Consider the following 16666-nt stretch of genomic DNA (forward strand, 5'->3'; position numbering starts at 1 on the left):
CAAGGATTCTATTATGGCTAAATCTCTGTCTATACCAGCAAGCACCAGCAGCGCGCAATTACCTTGGCGCGCCTATTTTGAAATGACCAAACCCAAAGTGGTCGCCCTGATGTTACTGACAGTACTGGTGGGAATGTGCCTCGCATTGCCCGGCGCAGTGCCATTGCAGCCGCTTATCTTTGGCATGATAGGCATAGCCATGATGGCGGGGGCAGCGGCGGCTTATAACCACTTAATTGATCGCCGCATTGATGGTTTAATGGCGCGTACCTATAACCGCCCATTACCAAAAGGCAAGGTCTCGGTAATCAAAGCCATGACCTTTGCCACTTCTATCGGCTTAGGCGGTTTTGTTATTTTGTATACCTTAGTTAACCCACTTACCGCATGGTTAACCTTTGCCAGTTTAATCGGTTATGCTGTGGTGTATACCGCTTATCTTAAGCGCGCTACCCCGCAAAATATCGTCATTGGCGGCTTAGCTGGGGCAATGCCACCTTTATTGGGTTGGACTGCTGTCACCAACGAATTACATGGCAACGCACTATTACTTGTTATCATCATCTTCACTTGGACGCCGCCGCATTTTTGGGCACTGGCGATTCACCGTAGAAAAGAATACGCCAAAGTCGATGTCCCAATGCTGCCAGTCACCCATGGGGTTGAGTTTACTAAAACTTGTATCTTGTTATATACCTTGTTACTGGCTATTGCCTGTTTATTGCCAGTACTGGTTGGCATGTGTGGCCCCGTTTATCTTGTGGGTTCAACCATTCTAAGTTGTGGCTTTATTTATAAAGCCTGGCAACTTAAGTATCACGACAAACCAGGGCTGGCGATGGATGTGTTTAAGTTCTCGATTTATCACTTAATGATTTTATTTTTAGTGCTATTAGTTGATCACTACTTATGGGTATAACTCGCTTTATCAGTGCTTATCGCCATGGTGAAATTGAAGATAAAAACAGTGAACGTAAAGATAAAAATAATGGAGTGAATGAGTGAAAAAAATTATCGCGTTAGCTTTCATTATGCTGGGCTTGGGCGTCGCTGTTGCTACGCTTTTCCCTAGTCAAAAAAGTTCATCCGCAACAATCGCCACTGCCACTAAATCAAGGCCGGATCTGGCACTTGAAACAAGTTATTTGTTTGATAACCCAAGACCACTGGCACCTTTTAGTATGCAAGACCAATTGGGGAATACCTTTACCAATGAGCAGCTTTTAGGTAAGTGGAGTTTAGTATTTGTCGGCTTTACTTCATGCCCAGATGTTTGCCCAACAACCCTTAATAAACTCAATGCCGCCTACCCAGAGTTGCAAGCAGTAAGCGACAATATTCAAGTGGTGTTTGTGTCAGTGGACCCCGCAAGGGACAGCCAAACTAAACGTTTAGATTACATCAATTTTTTTAACCGCGATTTCAAAGCCGTTACTGCCGATCACGCTCAGCTATTTCCTTTTACTCGTGATTTAGGTTTTGCCTACGCCATGGTTGGCGACGGCGAAGATTACCAAGTGGATCACAGCGCCAGCTATGTTTTAGTATCACCACAAGGGGAAAAGTTTGCAGTGTTTAAACCTAAAGCCCAACCCGGGAAAATACCACAGATTTTGAATAAAGAGCTGGTTGCGGATCTAAAGCAGATTATTGAAAGTGCTTAAGGTTTTTATATAGGTATTGGAAATATAACAAAGCCTCAATATGAAAATATTGAGGCTTTTTGTTGGGTTCATATATGAGCTAGCAATTAAAGATTTAATCCTTTGATTGTCGTTTGTCGCAATCCACGACTAAATAAACTCTATTAAGCCATTAGGATAATAAGCTAAAGTTGTATCCTACTTTTTCGCCACATTCTGTCGAAAACAATCATGCAGATGAGAGATAAAATTAAAAATACCCCCATTTGCTCAGAAAAAGGAACAAATCTTGGTGAACTATTCATAGCGGTATGAAGCAAAACCACCATCAATAGGTTTCCCCCTGTACGGTTATATAGCCATGTAAAAACAATACCCAACATTATACAAGCGCCTGCTTTAGCAAAAACCATTTCAGGCGGATCACTATATTGCCCGATAACGAATAATGGGAAATGCCATAAACCCCAAGCAATACCGATAAATACCGAGCTGTGAAGTGGGCTAAATCGTTGCTGTAAACGCGGTAACATCCACGCTCGCCAACCAGCCTCTTCGCCAATAGCGACCACCAAAAATGTGAGCAATATTGAACGTGCGGTGTATAAAACCCAAGTCTGCAACTCTAAATTATGCTCAACTAACTCTGCCTGTATCTTTTCTCCAGTCATGCTAGCCATTAACACACCTAACATCATCCATACTGAAGGGAGCAACAAAGCGATTAACCACCACTTAATCGATACACGCCACTCGCTCACTGAACTTAATGCTTTTGAACGACTAACAGCCAAAGAAGCAATTACAAAGCTCCCAATTACTGCAGACACTATTACACCTAGGATTCCTGTAACAGAAATGCCAGCAGGTCTAGCCTGAGAAAGTTTTTCAGCTGTAATGCCATCACCAGTTAGCAGTATTGAAAAATACAATCCAAACAACAATGCGAAAAAAGCACTAAAGCATAACAACCACTTTTTATTTCCAATGTCAGCTCCATGACCACATAGCTGGTTCATAAAAATGGCTGCTAATGCAGGCCCGAAACCTGCACCAACATATATTCGCCCTAACGACCAATCAGAACCTGCAAAGAAAGGAACGGTAAACCAAATTGACCAGGTAAATCCAAAGCAAAGAATCAGAAAAGCACTAATAGGGTACCTTTCTCCAAACGTCTTCAATATTTTCATTGTTAAATACTCCGATTTAAGAACTAGAATTTAACTTTTCTCGTTAAATTGAAACCAGCATAGACTTAGCAAATCTTGCATGCAGTTTTCCGATAGTTTTTGCTGCATGTAACGACAGCATTAAACCGATAAGACTAAGAGGGGTGGAAATAGGGAGCCAGTACCAATTAATATCAATACTCAAAGAAGGGTTTATCGTATTGATCAATGGATCAATAACTGGCGATAAGAATAGCAATATTGAAAATACTGCTGGTAAAACGAAAATAGTGAAATACAGTAAAGATAATGGTAACTGAAGCAATAGGTACAATATCGAAGTCCAATTTTCACGATTTTTAATTAAAGCAATAACCCCTTTTAGAGACTTGAACTGAGATAGGTTATGCAGAAATTTAGGCCTACGTGGCATACGCTCACCTAATAACGGCTCAATTAATCGCCCTTCAAATAATGAGAAATATCGCATTGAGTTGATGAAAAAAATAAATACCGGTATGCCAATCAATACAAGGGATGCAACGGCGCTACTTAGCCCAACCAATAACACCCAAGCTATATAGACCATAGATAATGGGAAGCTAATAAAATAGTAAATAAGCGCTTTAAAGGCCGCAGTATCTTTTAATATCGAGAAAATTGAACCGGATTGAACATTTGATTGATACTCTTTCCTACCATTAAATGCCAAATCAACAGTTAACTCCATATCACAGTAATGCTGAGCAATAACTTGCGGAGTACCATAATCTTGGATGATATCCAGCATAGGATTGGCTTTATTACTTGATTCTAATAGTGCTGCACGAAAGTGACTTTCCGCGTCAAATTTAGCATCTTGTACTAATGATAAATCTTGATTGTGTAATGCGGCACTTAACTCACGTAAATAATGTTGAATATCCTTTTCGATAGCTTTATTTGACTTAATCGTTTCCATTTGATTTGCCTGTAATTATTTGATTTACAAAAAGCTGAGTGCGTTGCCAAATCTGCAACCACTCTTCTAATACTTTTTTGCCCAATATTGAGATAGTGAAGTACTTCCTAGGAGGTCCGCTTTCAGAAGGGAGTACCTGACTTTCCAATAAGCCTTTAGCCTCCATATTCCGCAGCACAGGATAGATAACTCCTTGCTTGTCAGTATTAGAGTGACCTAAAAGTTTGGAAATCTGATATCCATAAAGTGGTTTATCTGAGTTGTTCAATATACTCAGCAGCACAAGTGCAGAAGTGCCTGAGTTGAGTTCTTTACTAAACTTTTTAACCAACAGATCAACGGCTTCTTCATGCTCTTTGATATCTTTTTTGTCAATTCCATTCACGTAACAACCACTAGTGTTTAGTTAATACTAGTGACAAGATATCACTAGTGTTAACTAAATACTAGTGATATCTTTTAAGCTTAAGCATTTGGAACTTACCTATACTAGCCACCTGGAATGGGTGGCCATGTTAATTTTTGCCCTTGTTGCCGACAACCGATGATATTTATGGGGGTGCATAGGAATAAGCATGCACGACTGACAAGCTTTCTTAGGCAAAAACCAACCACACCTAACGCCACTGTTTAAGCGGAAGGATTAAAAATTAACACTTAAGATGCGGAACAAGAAAAGTATCAGGAGGTGCTAAGGCATTGATATTTTAGGTAAAGAAATTAGCTGACGATGCTAAGGGATCTATGCGGCTAGTAAAAAATGTAACTGCTCTGCACACATCGAAAAAGCGTAAGATCTTACGCCGATATTTACACTATAAAGGTATCACTCGGGCTTGTTCAACACTTGGGATAAGGACGCGGCTACGCGCGGCCTATCCTTATCTGTTATATTTTCATTTCATCTGAGCGCAGCAGAGAAAAGACTTTAAGGTCATGATATGAACCTTTCCATTTGCCATGCTGCCTTAATGTACCATCACACTTGAACCCTAACCGCTCCAATACAATTTCAGAAGCCCTATTACCAAGCATTACGTATGCTTCTATTCTGTTGACAAATTTAGGGCACTGCTTAGAAAATGAATACTCAACAACGCTCTTTACAGCTTCCGTAGCATAGCCTTTGCCCCATGAGTCTTTAATAAATTCATACCCAATAACAGCTATGTCATTACTTTCTTCAAAACGGTTAATGCCACAACTACCTATAAAATTGTTAGTTGATTTTTCACGGATTGCCCACCTGACACTCTTGCTTTCTTGAAACCGTTTTGTGTCATTTTCAATTAGCTCAACAGCCTCACTTTCTATGCTGAAATGCAAGTCGTAAAACTCAGTAACATCGCTATCAGAAAACATAGCAAAAATTGATTTGGAATCATCAACAGTTTGCTCATTTAAGATAAGTCTTTTTGTCTCAATTATTGGAAAATTACTCATAACTCTCTGAAAATATAACAGCTTATTCAATAGCAGCACAATAATGTTCCAGGCTGCTCAATTAAAACATCAAAGATATCATCGCTAAGTCCTTGTTGTAAATCGAATATTTTTGTGAGTACGTAAGTAATGCTCAAAATACTGCCGGAGAAAGAATGCGTCTTTGTTTACGAGGTCTATACAACACTTTAAAAAAATCGCAGTAGATTGATATGTATGGGTTTTTTCGAATGTCACAAAATTATCGATGCGTAAAAAGCTCATTTTACGCATCCTTTGGCGCCAGAATTATCTCAATTTGGAGAAAATCAGTTATACCTGTATAGGCAACCAGTCATTTGAACGACAAGTAATGCGGTCATAATCGATTAGAAAAAGTAAGGTTATGCTGATTATCCCATTGCTAGCACCAACTCATTTTGGGGCATAAACGAGTTACCAGCACCAACTTTATACTTCATTTTTATTGGCTAAATTACGGAAGACCATAACTTCAACTTAATCCATTGCCTGCCGCAGGTGATGTATAGGATATACAAATGTCGCGATCACATGGATGTGAAAGAGCGACCTTATGTGCAGATACAACTGCGAGACGCTGCAAGTACGTCCATGTAAGCTCTGCCAAAACATCCCTGTTTTGGAAGCTCGCTGCTGCATCTACACTGGGATTATTGTCTCTTCGATTTGACGGTATTCGTGACAATTTAAAGAGCAAGAGGATCTAAAACTTTCTGACTCAATTTGAATTGAGGACGCAGAGAAAATAGCGTGAGCCTGACAGGACGTCAGGCTAGCTTTCGCGGTGCATGGATGCACCATCGGAAGCGTTAGCATTTTCGAATAAGTCTGAAGTTAGCAAAAAACGAAGTAAAAAGCTGGATCAATCCCCATCGAAAATCATGCGCTTTTCAGCATTTTTCGTCGGGGGCGGCAGGGTGATCCAAGAGGGTATTGCTGTTGATACCCTTTTGGTCGGGTGTGGGTGGAAAACCCACGATGTTAATCCAAACGGAGATTGGAAAAATAGCACCCAAAGAAAGAAGTTATTCTGTCGGCCAACTGCCATCATTATTCGGTCTTAACCAGGCTTGCGAAAACCAATAATAACCTGACTTAGTTTTACTCGGTGCAGTGCAGTTATAACGGCTTCGACCTGCAGGTAAGTTTGCTGAAGCTTGAATATTAAACTCAGTTTCAGAAACCCAAGTCGGCTTTTTAGCGCCTTGGCCTTGGACAAAACACATCACCTGATGCGGGTAAATATCAGTGGTGTCCAGCTCAACGGTTAGCTCAGGTCGCCACTGACCTTGGCTTAACTGTGGGTCAGTGATATTTTGCTTCACCACCGGCATATTGAGGCTAGTAAACTTGACTTTTAAACTGTCTAAATCAGCATAAGGGCCCGCCACAGGAAAACGTGGCAGCGCAGTCAGTATTGAGTATTTTCCCGCGGCGCCAGATTGTTGCCCTAAACCAATAAAGGCGTGCTTTTTCAGAATATCTTCAACATCGCTATTGTACTCACCATATGGGTAAGCCAGCATTTTTACACTCTGACCGGTATGCTTGTTAATTTCCGCTTCCGTTGCTAGCAAGTTTGCTTCGATTCTATCAAGCCATTGCTGCTTAGATTCGCCATCAAGCTTACGATTTAGATGCTCATGGGCCCAGCTATGGTTGGCGATTGTAGCGCCCTTTTCAGTGAGCGTTTTAATATCATCCCAACTCATCATGCCGCGATAACCTTTTTCAATCGGCTCTACTGACACAAATACTGTATAAGGAAAATCATATTTGGCTAATATGGGCGCCGCAGCCATACCGATACTGTCATAGCCATCATCAAAGGTAATAACGATGCTTTTATCCGCTAATGGCGTGTTATTCTTTAGCGCATTTACCGCTTGGGTTAATGGAATGATGGTAAACTCGTTTTCAGCAAGGTATTGCATTTGCTCTTCAAATTGAGCTGGCGTCACACTGGTACTTGCAGGTGTAGTTTCTGACACATGATGATATTGCAAGATCACCACGGCATTGGCATTAAGTGATATTAACCACAATAACCCCAATAGAGTTCGTTTTAACATATTATTCCTATGTCCATAAAAGCATTACTTTTTAACAGCCAAAAAAACCGGCAGCTTTTTGCTTTAGCCTTGCCGATGATTTTATCGAATATCACCATACCGTTATTAGGTTTAGTCGATACCGCAGTCATCGGCCATTTAAGTGAGGCCTATTATTTAGGCGGGGTGGCGCTTGGCAGCACAATTATTACTTTAATTGTCTGGTTGCTGGGCTTTTTGCGCATGTCCACCACGGGGCTGGTCGCCCAAGCTTACGGCGCTAATGATACCGTAACTCAGCAAAAATTGCTGGTGCAAGGCGCTTGCCTTGCATTGCTGTTTGGTGGCGCAGCAGTGTTATTGCAGCAACCGCTGCTCGATTTTGCCATGTCTTTAAGCCAAGCCAGTGCGCAGGTGCAGCAATTTTGCCGCGAGTACGTAGAAATTCGTATTTGGTCGGTGCCATTTGCACTCTTAAATTTGGTGTTACTTGGCTGGTTACTGGGCAGGCAAGCGCCCAAGGCGGCAATGTGGCAGTTAATCATCGCCAATATCGTCAATATCGTTTTAGATGTAGTGTTTGTGATTGGCCTAAATTGGAATGTAAAAGGCGCCGCGCTTGCCTCTGTTATCGCTGATATGTGTGCCTTTACCGTTGCAGCTGTCATTGTAAAACGCGCTTTATATCAACAGGCTGATTTTAGTTTGCGTCAGTTATTGGTTCATATCAGCTTAAAAGGCTATTCACGCTTATTAAAATTAAATCGCGATATCTTTATTCGCAGCTTATGTTTGCAAGCCAGCTTTACCTTTATGACTTTTTACGGTGCGGGCTTAGGTGATGACATCATTGCCGCTAATGCGGTGCTGCTTAATTTACTGATGCTGATCTCTTACGCCTTAGATGGCATAGCTTATTATGCCGAAGCCGAAGTGGGCCGCGCGGTGGGGCAAAAAAACCTCAATTTATTACACGACTCAGTGACCCTTGCTGCGAGTTGGTCAGCGCTATTTGCCTTAGGCTTTAGCCTGTTATTTTATTTTGCGGGTAGCAATATCATTGGCTTACTCACCAATATTGAATTGGTACAACAACAAGCCGAACATTACTTAATTTGGCTAGTATTCATGCCATTGCTGGCATTTGGGTCCTACTTATTTGATGGGGTATATATTGGCGCAGCCCAAGGTAAAATGATGCGTAATAGCATGATTCTATCGACCTTTGGGGTGTTTTTTCCCTGTTGGTATTTACTTCAAGAATACGGCAATAATGCCCTGTGGGCCGCCATGAGCGCCTTTATGTTATGCCGTAGCCTGTCGTTAGCACTGCATTACCGCTACAGTGACTGCTTTAAACAGCTATAAGCGCTCTTTATTATTGAATTAACAGTAGATTTATCAGCCCCGCAACTGATAACATCTAGTTAACAACAATAATAGGGATGATTTTAATGAAACGGATTTTTAGCTTACTAGTGACGCTTTGGCTATGCTCAGCTTCAGTTAGCGCCGAACAATTACCGCTGGAAGCATTTGCCAGCATTCCAGATGTTAGCCATGTGACCATGTCACCTAATGGCAAAAAAATAGCTTCTTTAGTCCGCTTAAATACCAATGAAATGAAAGGCTCTATTATTAATATCCTTGATATTGATACCCGTGAGTCTTTTTATCCACTGCAAACAGATAATGAAAAATTTGTGATTTTATCACTGCAATGGGCCAGTGATGATGCCTTATTAATCAAAGCTAAATTCCCTGCTGTACGCTACGGCACGCCAACTACAGAAACGAGGTTGATGAAGTATTCTATCAGTAAAAATAAAACCTCTAGCATTATCAGCAGTCGCTCTCTTAAAAAATTCAAATGGATGCCGCAAATCCAATCTAACATCATCGACTATTTGCCAAATGATAAAGAAAAACTGTTACTGGGCATTAGTGGTTTAGGTAACAAGCCCAATTTTGAGTCGGTTATTAACATCAACTTGAACAATGGAGCTTTCAGGTTTGTGCAACCAGCAGAACCAAATATCCAAGACTGGATAACCGATAGACAGCATAAAGTCAGAATTGGCATTTATCACAAAGGTAGTCAGTTCAGAATTTACGAACAAGCTGACACAGGTGAAGATAGACGTGTTTTATGGGAGTTTGAGGCCTTTGCTAAGGAACAAGTTTGGCCGATGGGCTTTGCGCAAGACCCCAATATTCTTTATGTAAAAGCATATCATGATGACTTATTGGCTATTTTTAAGGTTAACTTAACCGACCCAAAACTAACTAAAGAATTGGTGTTTAGCAGAGAGTCCTATGACGTTGAAGGCTCATTAATTTACTCAAGTCTCAAACAAAGAGTCATCGGCATTAATGACAGTGACGAATCTGAATATACATTTTGGGATGACGAATACGTTCGCTTAGCTAATGGACTAAATAAAGCGTTACCAGACTATCGTAATTACATCACTCAATTTAGTGACGATGAACGCCGCTATATTGTCTACTCAACCAATGCCAAAGAAGCGGGTATTTATTTCTTTGGTGATCGTGATGCCGGTGAGTTACTCCCTATCGCATACCGCTATAAAGAGTTAAACCCTGAATTATTAGCTGATACTAAAACCCTGACTTATAAAGCCAGAGACGGCTTAGAAATCGAAGCTTTTCTAACGACGCCCCAAAACAAAGAAGCTAAAAACCTACCTACTATTATTTTCCCCCATGGCGGCCCTATTAGTTATGACTCAAATAGCTTTGATTATTGGACCCAGTTTCTAGCCAACAGAGGCTATGCAGTACTGAGAATGAACTTTCGAGGTTCATCTGGTTACGGCTTTGACTTTATGCAAGCAGGGTTAAAAAGCTGGGGCTTGGATATGCAAAACGATGTTGAAGATGGTACCCGCTGGCTGATGGAGCAAGGTATTTCAGACCCTAAAAAAATATGCATTGTCGGCGCCAGTTATGGCGGTTATGCCGCACTCATGGGTGTGGCTACCACCAAAGATTTATACCAATGTGCAGTCAGTGTGGCGGGTGTCACCGATGTGGAGTATTTAGTCAAGTCTTCAAGACGTTACACTAATTTTGAAATCGTTAAAAAACAAATTGGTGATGACTATGATGCCCTATATGAGCGCTCACCATTAAGCAAAGCTAAAGACATTCATGTCCCAGTGTTACTTATTCACGGCGATAAAGATCGCGTGGTGCGCGTGCAGCACAGTGAAGATATGTTTGATAAGTTAGACGACCTAAAAAAGCCTGTGGAATATATCGAACTTGAAAACGGCGATCATTATTTAAGTAATAATGATCATCGGATTCAGACCTTTATCGCCATTGAAAAGTTTTTACATCAAAATTTACATTAAGCTTTAAATTCAGAACAGTACCCAGTAAATCAACACTGTGGTACTGATTCTTTATCAAAAAACGTTTAAGAGAAACAATCAATAATGAAATGGATTTCCATACTAATCACCACTTTGGTGCTAAGTCAGCAAGCTTTGGCTGCCGATAATACTCCCCCAAAAACTGCCCCTAAACTCCCCGTTGAAGCCTTTGCCAGTATTCCCGATGTCAGCACTGTAAAGCTGTCACCAAATGGTAAACACATAGCATCGTTAATTTTGGACGATAGCGCCGAAGAGCCACATAAGATTGTGGCGCTGTTTAATACCGAAACGGGTCAGTTTCATATACCGCTTAAAAATGACCATGAACGCTATACCATTTTTAATTTAACCTGGGCCAGCGATGAAATCTTGCTCATTGCAGCCACTTTGCCTTCGAAACGTTTTGGAAAAAATGCTAATGAAAGTTTGCTGATAAAGTACAATATAAAAACCGGTGATGTGGGCAGCGTATTAACTAAAAAAGCCCTTAAACGTTTTAAGTTTAATCCTCAATTTCAGCATCACATTATCGATTTACTCCCTAAAGATCCTCAGCACATTTTGCTATCTGTTGCCGGATTTAGTGAGCGAGTGAATGAAGATAGCGTGCTAAAAGTTAACTTGTATTCCGGTAGGGTTTCCACTGAACAATACTATCGAGAGCATGTCATCAAGTGGATGACAGATCAGCAAAATAAGGTTCGTATTGCCACTTATCGAGACCCTGATACCACCGAATATAGAACCTACGAGCAAAGTGAAGCCAATGGTGAATTACGTTTACTTTGGAAACACGAAGCATATTCAGAAGACAGCGTTATTCCTCTAGGATTTGACGTAAACCCCAATATTCTCTTCGTCAAAGCTTACCAAGATGGTTACTTTGCCATTTTTAAAGTTGATCTTAGGGATCCTACACTTCATAAAGAACTCGTATTTAGCGAAGACAATAGTGACGTTAATGCACAATTGCTGCACTCTAATATCACTCGAGAGGCCATTGGTATTGCCGCAGGTATCGATAATGAATATCACTTTTGGGATCAAGATTATCAAAAACTGATCAAGCGCTTAAAAAGCGCATTACCCGATACCCAAAACTACCTGACTCAGTTTAGTAAAAATGAACGCCGTTATATTGTTTTTGCTACAAGTCCTACTCAACCAGGGTTGTATCTTTATGGCGATCGCGATGCAAACAGGCTAGAAGTGATTGCGACCAAGTATTCGCAACTCACGCCAGATGTATTAGTCCAACCTCAAGCAATGAGTTATACCGCCAGAGATGGTTTAGAGATACCTAGCTACCTTACATTGCCCAAAGGACGTGAAGCGAAGAACTTACCTACCATTATTTTTCCCCATGGTGGACCTAATTCTTATGTTGGCGAAGAATTCGATTATTGGGCTCAGTTCTTTGCTAACCGAGGTTATGCTGTACTGCAAATGAACTTTAGGGGCTCGGCGGGCTACGGGCTTAAGTTCACCACTGCTGGACATAAAAATTGGGGGAAAGAGATGCAAACAGATGTTGAAGATGGCACTCGCTATTTAATCGACCAAGGTGTTGCTGACCCAAATAACATATGCATAGTTGGCGCTAATTACGGTGGATATGCCGCCATGATGGCAGCAGCAAAGACCCCTGAATTATACCAATGTGTGATCAGTTTTGCAGGAGTCTCTGATGTAGAAGACCTCGTCAAGCTATCCCGTTTTTATACTAGTCATGAGATGACTAAAAAGGTGTTAGGAGATGATTATGACGACCTGTATGAACGCTCTCCGATTTATCATGCTGATAAAATTAATGTGCCCATTTTATTAATCCATGGTGATAATGACAAAGTGGTACAGGTGAGCCAAAGCCGAGATATGTATCGAAAATTATCCTCGTTAGATAAACAAGTCGAATATGTTGAAATCGATAATGCCAATCACTATTTATCAAACAATCAGCACCGCTTAATGACCTTCAGAGCCATTGATAATTTTTTATCTAAAAACCTATAATTGAAGCAATGAAAAAGGCCCGCACATATTGGTATATGTGCGGGCCATTCTTTTAACACTCTATAGGTAACTGCTGAGCTAAAGCTGTTAACTAAAGCATTTAACTAAAGCAGATTAAAACTTAGCTTCAAATGCAAGGCTGAAATGTCTGCCATCACCTATGGTAACGTCGGTGTTGGTGCCGCCATCTAGGTATTCAGTATCAAATAAGTTTTTGATATTAAAGCGTACATTCATATCTGTATTGTGAACCGCAAATGAGTAAGCTGCGCCAAAATCAAATCTAACATAGTCATCTTTAACTATGGTGTTTTGAGTATTGGCAAAACGCTCACCGACATAGATAGCACCAAAGTTAAGTGCGACATCATCGGTAACTTCGTAACGAGTCCAGATATTTGCTGACCATTCAGGTGCATCTACCGGGGTTTTACCGTCTAGCTGTTCAGTATCTTGGCTGCTAGTGACATATTTTGCATCTAGATACATCATTGAGCTGGTGACGAATACATTGTCACTGACTTGTCCTTGAGCGCCCATTTCAAAACCACGGTGATGCTGCTTACCGCTTTGGGTGGTGATGTACTCATGCTCGCCAATAGGTTGCTCTAATTGTTCGCGCACGGTAACGTTGGTCACTGTGGTGTCAAAAACTGCACCAGTTAATAGTAAGCCGCCATCATACAGTTCCCATTTGGTACCGATTTCATATTGCTCACCGTACTCTGGGTCTAAGTTCATACCATTATTTACATCGTCTTCATTGTTAACGATTGACTGAGGATTGAAACTTTTGGCGTAGTTTACATAGATGCTGCCGTTATCTGAAGGCGAGTAAATAACCCCAAACTTAGGTGACACGGCATAGCTATTTTCACCATCGCCGTCTTTTTTCTGCTCGTCATAACGCAGGCCTGCCAGTACTTGCCACTGATCATTAATGGTCATTAAGTCTTGTACATAAAAACCATAATGCTTATAGCTTGACTCTGACTTAGTGGTGTCTCTGTTGTAATCCAGATCAGGTCTAGGTACATAACCACCCGGCTGAACCATCTGCGCGTCATCGCGGTCAATAAGTTGACCATAGTAATAATCGAGAATGTTAGCACCAACTAACAATTGATGTTCCATGCCAAAGCCATTTACGACACCAGTGAAATCCATATAAGCGGTTTTAAGCTGCCAATCATCGTGGCGATCAAACGCCTTAATTTGGTAACCATCGGTAGTTGGATCCATACCTGCCACCATCGATGGAGACGAATCTAAGCGCTGACGGGTAAATGATTGATGGTTATAACCTGTGGTCATTTTCCAATCATCTGATACATACCAGGTTAAATCAGCACCCAGGTTTTGCACCTCGTTGTCAGTAAAGGCCCACGACATATCCCAGATATCTTCGCGATCACCAACTAAGTCACCGTTACCATCTAACCAGCCACCGCTATCGATACCGGTTTTATCATCGGTGTAATCATAGGTCAGTGATAACATCACATCATCATGCAGGTCGAATTCAAGGTTTAAGTACCCTAAGAAACGGTCACGTTCTTGAGTATCATCGCCCTCACCGTCCTGGTATTCACGCCAGTATTTTGTATCTTGCTTAACTAATACAGTGCGGTAACGGATTGACTCAGCATCATTTAACGCGCCGCCTGCATCAAGTTGAAAACGAGTTGAGCCGTTCTCATCGGTATCGAACCCAAAGTCAAACATGGTTTCAGAGGTGGCCTTTTTGGTCACCATATTAATCAAGCCACCTGGGCCTGATTGGCCATAAAGCATGCTTGATGGGCCTTTTAAGACTTCGACTTGCTGCAAGGTTTCAATCGGCTGCACATAGTGCGAAAACTGCTGCTGACCATTAATTAAAAAGCCACTGCCAGAATCTAATTCAAAGCCACGAATATTAAATACTTGGCGGTTCCACTTTTCACTGCCGCCGGTCACACTTGAGTCGTTAACTAATACTTCAGATAAATTAGTTGCTAACTGCTCATCAGTGACAAAATCTGGAATAACGTTCACTGATTGCGGCGTATCCATCAAGGCAATATCACCCCGCATGGCGCCTGATGACGAGCCTACTTTGTAATTATTAAAATTCATGCCTGTTACTTGAATTCGCTCAATGTTCAACTCGAAATCTAAGCCGTTATCAGTGTCATTAGTTGCTTCTTCAGCCGCTAATGAAGCTGAGGCTAAACTGGCAACAACAGCAAATGCAATAGGTGAGATTTTCATACAAAGTAGCCCTTTAAATGGCAGTAGTCGTTAATGAGATGGATTATCATTTGCATTACGACGAAAGTGAAGCCATTTATTTAACAGAAGTAAATAACTGTGAACAAGGACACTGTTGTAAGTAAATTGTAGAAAGTTTACCTGAATAAATGTTGCATAAATGGATTAACTAATGTTCATCCAAGCTAGATGAGTTTAATCGCCAAAACTAATACAGATATTAATTATTTAAACAAAGTTACACAAAATCAGAAATTAACAAATATTAAACATGTGTATTTGTTAGCTTAAATTTCATTATTTTTCGAAAACCTCACTTAATAGCAGCTAAAAAAATTCATTACCAAGAATTTTTATTCAAATAAACTTTTAGCTTTATACGCCCTCTACAGCTTTAAATGTGACCTCGACAACACAATGACACTTATATGCCACTCTTTACATTTCTTTAATTGCAGTTGCAAATGAGATTAATTATCATTACCCATATAGCGTGTCAGTCATAATTGTTAGCTGCTAACTTTTGTCATTGTCATCCATAAATATTTAACCTGAGAACGTAAATATGAAAGTTGTACCCGCTTTAAAGTGGTTCCATAATTGGGTCGGTTTTGTCATTAGTATTTGTATGCTGATAGTGCTGACAACGGGAGTGTATCTCGGCGGCATGGACATGCTAAAAAGAATGGATGATAAAGGCCAAACCTATGTGCCGTTAACCATTGAGCAAAAAGCACAAGCCACTGAGTATATTTTTGAGCATTACCCAAAAATGAGCAGTGTACGTTTTCCTACCGAACATACCCCTTACCTTGAAGCTGCTACCCGTGGGCAATCTATCGCTTTTGATAGCGAGTTCAATGAAATCTCCCATTACAAGGTGACAGAAATTCCGCTTTGGACCACGATGTTTTGGTTGCACAGAAACTTCTTACTGGGTGATATTGGTAAATACGTTAATGCATGGGCATCGTTCATTGGTGGCGTCATTACCCTAGTGGGTATTTACCTTTGGTGGCGAGTACGTAAAGGTTTTAGACTCAAGCACTCTATTCCAAAAGACACCAAATCAAGCAGCCTAGTTAAAAGCCACATTCAATTAGGTTTATTCATATCAGTGCCACTGTTTTTACTCTGTATTACCGGCTTTTTGATTACTTATAAAGGCTTATGGATGGATGCGCTCAAGCACAAGCCAACCGCAGAAATTAATTATCCAGTAAGTAAAGCTAACGATTGGCAAAGCCAGCTACAAACCGCGCAAGATTTATGGCCTGAATCGTTATTAGTATCGGTTAATAAACCAAGGCAGAAAAAACCCGATCCTGATGCACCAAAGGCGGCTAAACCTCAAGCGATGAATTACAGTATCAACTTTGATAGTCATGCTGATGTCTGGCTTAGAAATGCTGACAGTATCACCATGGATCATCAGCACGGCAAAATCGTATCAAGCCTGAAGCACAGCGATAGAAACTTGTCAGGTCAAGTGGCCAGCTTTGTTAGACCACTGCATGACGCATTGAATATGCCACTTAAATACGTTGTATTTATTACATTAGTCGCAGTGGTTGGTACCTTGATTCTATTATTCAGCACAGTCACTTTTTATCGACGTATATTCAAGTCAAAAAAGAAAAAGTAGCCACCTAAATTCATTTGATATTATTAAATTACAGCTATAAAAATAGCGGCTTAAAGCCGC

General features: G+C 40.8%; 12 protein-coding genes. 6 read left to right on the forward strand and 6 right to left on the reverse strand.

The window, feature by feature from the left end; genetic code table 11:
- The first annotated feature begins 13 nt into the window (after positions 1–13).
- Positions 14–919 (forward strand): heme o synthase, encoded by a 906-nt coding sequence (gene cyoE, locus BCU57_RS19750; RefSeq protein WP_102440128.1) that lies wholly within the window; start codon positions 14–16, stop codon positions 917–919.
- Between the two features lie 112 nt (positions 920–1031).
- Positions 1032–1664: an SCO family protein gene (locus BCU57_RS19755; RefSeq protein WP_102440180.1), complete on the forward strand. Its 633-nt coding sequence runs from the start codon at positions 1032–1034 to the stop codon at positions 1662–1664.
- 164 nt (positions 1665–1828) lie between these two features.
- On the opposite strand, the gene BCU57_RS19760 is transcribed toward BCU57_RS19755, so the two are convergent.
- From BCU57_RS19760 to BCU57_RS19780, 5 genes are all read right to left on the reverse strand, one after another.
- Positions 1829–2836 (reverse strand): CPBP family intramembrane glutamic endopeptidase, encoded by a 1008-nt coding sequence (locus BCU57_RS19760; protein ID WP_102440127.1) that lies wholly within the window; start codon positions 2834–2836, stop codon positions 1829–1831.
- Positions 2837–2879: 43 nt separating this feature from the next.
- On the reverse strand, positions 2880–3776 hold the full coding sequence (locus tag BCU57_RS19765) for a sensor domain-containing protein (protein WP_102440126.1): 897 nt from the start codon (positions 3774–3776) through the stop codon (positions 2880–2882).
- Positions 3763–4161, reverse strand: a complete 399-nt coding sequence (locus tag BCU57_RS19770) for a PadR family transcriptional regulator (RefSeq protein WP_198589974.1) — start codon at positions 4159–4161, stop codon at positions 3763–3765. The genes BCU57_RS19765 and BCU57_RS19770 overlap by 14 nt, the downstream gene beginning before the upstream one ends.
- A gap of 503 nt (positions 4162–4664) precedes the next feature.
- Positions 4665–5219, reverse strand: a complete 555-nt coding sequence (locus BCU57_RS19775) for a GNAT family N-acetyltransferase (protein WP_102530875.1) — start codon at positions 5217–5219, stop codon at positions 4665–4667.
- 1046 nt (positions 5220–6265) lie between these two features.
- A complete protein-coding gene (locus BCU57_RS19780) occupies positions 6266–7312 on the reverse strand; it encodes a polysaccharide deacetylase family protein (protein ID WP_102439437.1) in 1047 nt (348 codons plus the stop codon).
- A gap of 9 nt (positions 7313–7321) precedes the next feature.
- Between BCU57_RS19780 and BCU57_RS19785 the strand changes: the two genes are divergently transcribed.
- The 3 genes from BCU57_RS19785 to BCU57_RS19795 all read left to right on the forward strand — a co-directional run bounded on the left by BCU57_RS19785 (position 7322) and on the right by BCU57_RS19795 (position 12708).
- Positions 7322–8659, forward strand: a complete 1338-nt coding sequence (locus tag BCU57_RS19785; RefSeq protein ID WP_102439436.1) for an MATE family efflux transporter — start codon at positions 7322–7324, stop codon at positions 8657–8659.
- Between the two features lie 86 nt (positions 8660–8745).
- Positions 8746–10671: an alpha/beta hydrolase family protein gene (locus BCU57_RS19790; RefSeq protein WP_102439435.1), complete on the forward strand. Its 1926-nt coding sequence runs from the start codon at positions 8746–8748 to the stop codon at positions 10669–10671.
- Between the two features lie 84 nt (positions 10672–10755).
- Positions 10756–12708: an alpha/beta hydrolase family protein gene (locus tag BCU57_RS19795; RefSeq protein WP_102439434.1), complete on the forward strand. Its 1953-nt coding sequence runs from the start codon at positions 10756–10758 to the stop codon at positions 12706–12708.
- A 114-nt stretch (positions 12709–12822) separates the two neighbouring features.
- Here BCU57_RS19795 and BCU57_RS19800 read toward each other — a convergent pair whose 3' ends face one another.
- On the reverse strand, positions 12823–14961 hold the full coding sequence (locus BCU57_RS19800) for a TonB-dependent receptor (protein WP_102439433.1): 2139 nt from the start codon (positions 14959–14961) through the stop codon (positions 12823–12825).
- A gap of 565 nt (positions 14962–15526) precedes the next feature.
- On the opposite strand from BCU57_RS19800, the gene BCU57_RS19805 reads away from it, so the two are divergent.
- Positions 15527–16606: a PepSY-associated TM helix domain-containing protein gene (locus BCU57_RS19805; protein WP_102439432.1), complete on the forward strand. Its 1080-nt coding sequence runs from the start codon at positions 15527–15529 to the stop codon at positions 16604–16606.
- Positions 16607–16666: the final 60 nt, after the last annotated feature.

Source organism: Shewanella sp. 10N.286.48.B5, assembly GCF_002874355.2.
Classification (GTDB): Bacteria; Pseudomonadota; Gammaproteobacteria; order Enterobacterales; family Shewanellaceae; genus Shewanella.

What these genes read in the sequence shown, in the direction of transcription:
- cyoE (WP_102440128.1), top strand. Translation starts at nt 14, where the DNA reads ATGGCTAAATCTCTGTCTATACCAGCAAGCACCAGCAGCGCGCAATTA.
- BCU57_RS19755 (WP_102440180.1), top strand. Translation starts at nt 1,032, where the DNA reads ATGCTGGGCTTGGGCGTCGCTGTTGCTACGCTTTTCCCTAGTCAAAAA.
- BCU57_RS19760 (WP_102440127.1), bottom strand. Translation starts at nt 2,836, where the DNA reads ATGAAAATATTGAAGACGTTTGGAGAAAGGTACCCTATTAGTGCTTTT.
- BCU57_RS19765 (WP_102440126.1), bottom strand. Translation starts at nt 3,776, where the DNA reads ATGGAAACGATTAAGTCAAATAAAGCTATCGAAAAGGATATTCAACAT.
- BCU57_RS19775 (WP_102530875.1), bottom strand. Translation starts at nt 5,219, where the DNA reads ATGAGTAATTTTCCAATAATTGAGACAAAAAGACTTATCTTAAATGAG.
- BCU57_RS19780 (WP_102439437.1), bottom strand. Translation starts at nt 7,312, where the DNA reads ATGTTAAAACGAACTCTATTGGGGTTATTGTGGTTAATATCACTTAAT.
- BCU57_RS19785 (WP_102439436.1), top strand. Translation starts at nt 7,322, where the DNA reads ATGTCCATAAAAGCATTACTTTTTAACAGCCAAAAAAACCGGCAGCTT.
- BCU57_RS19790 (WP_102439435.1), top strand. Translation starts at nt 8,746, where the DNA reads ATGAAACGGATTTTTAGCTTACTAGTGACGCTTTGGCTATGCTCAGCT.
- BCU57_RS19795 (WP_102439434.1), top strand. Translation starts at nt 10,756, where the DNA reads ATGAAATGGATTTCCATACTAATCACCACTTTGGTGCTAAGTCAGCAA.
- BCU57_RS19800 (WP_102439433.1), bottom strand. Translation starts at nt 14,961, where the DNA reads ATGAAAATCTCACCTATTGCATTTGCTGTTGTTGCCAGTTTAGCCTCA.
- BCU57_RS19805 (WP_102439432.1), top strand. Translation starts at nt 15,527, where the DNA reads ATGAAAGTTGTACCCGCTTTAAAGTGGTTCCATAATTGGGTCGGTTTT.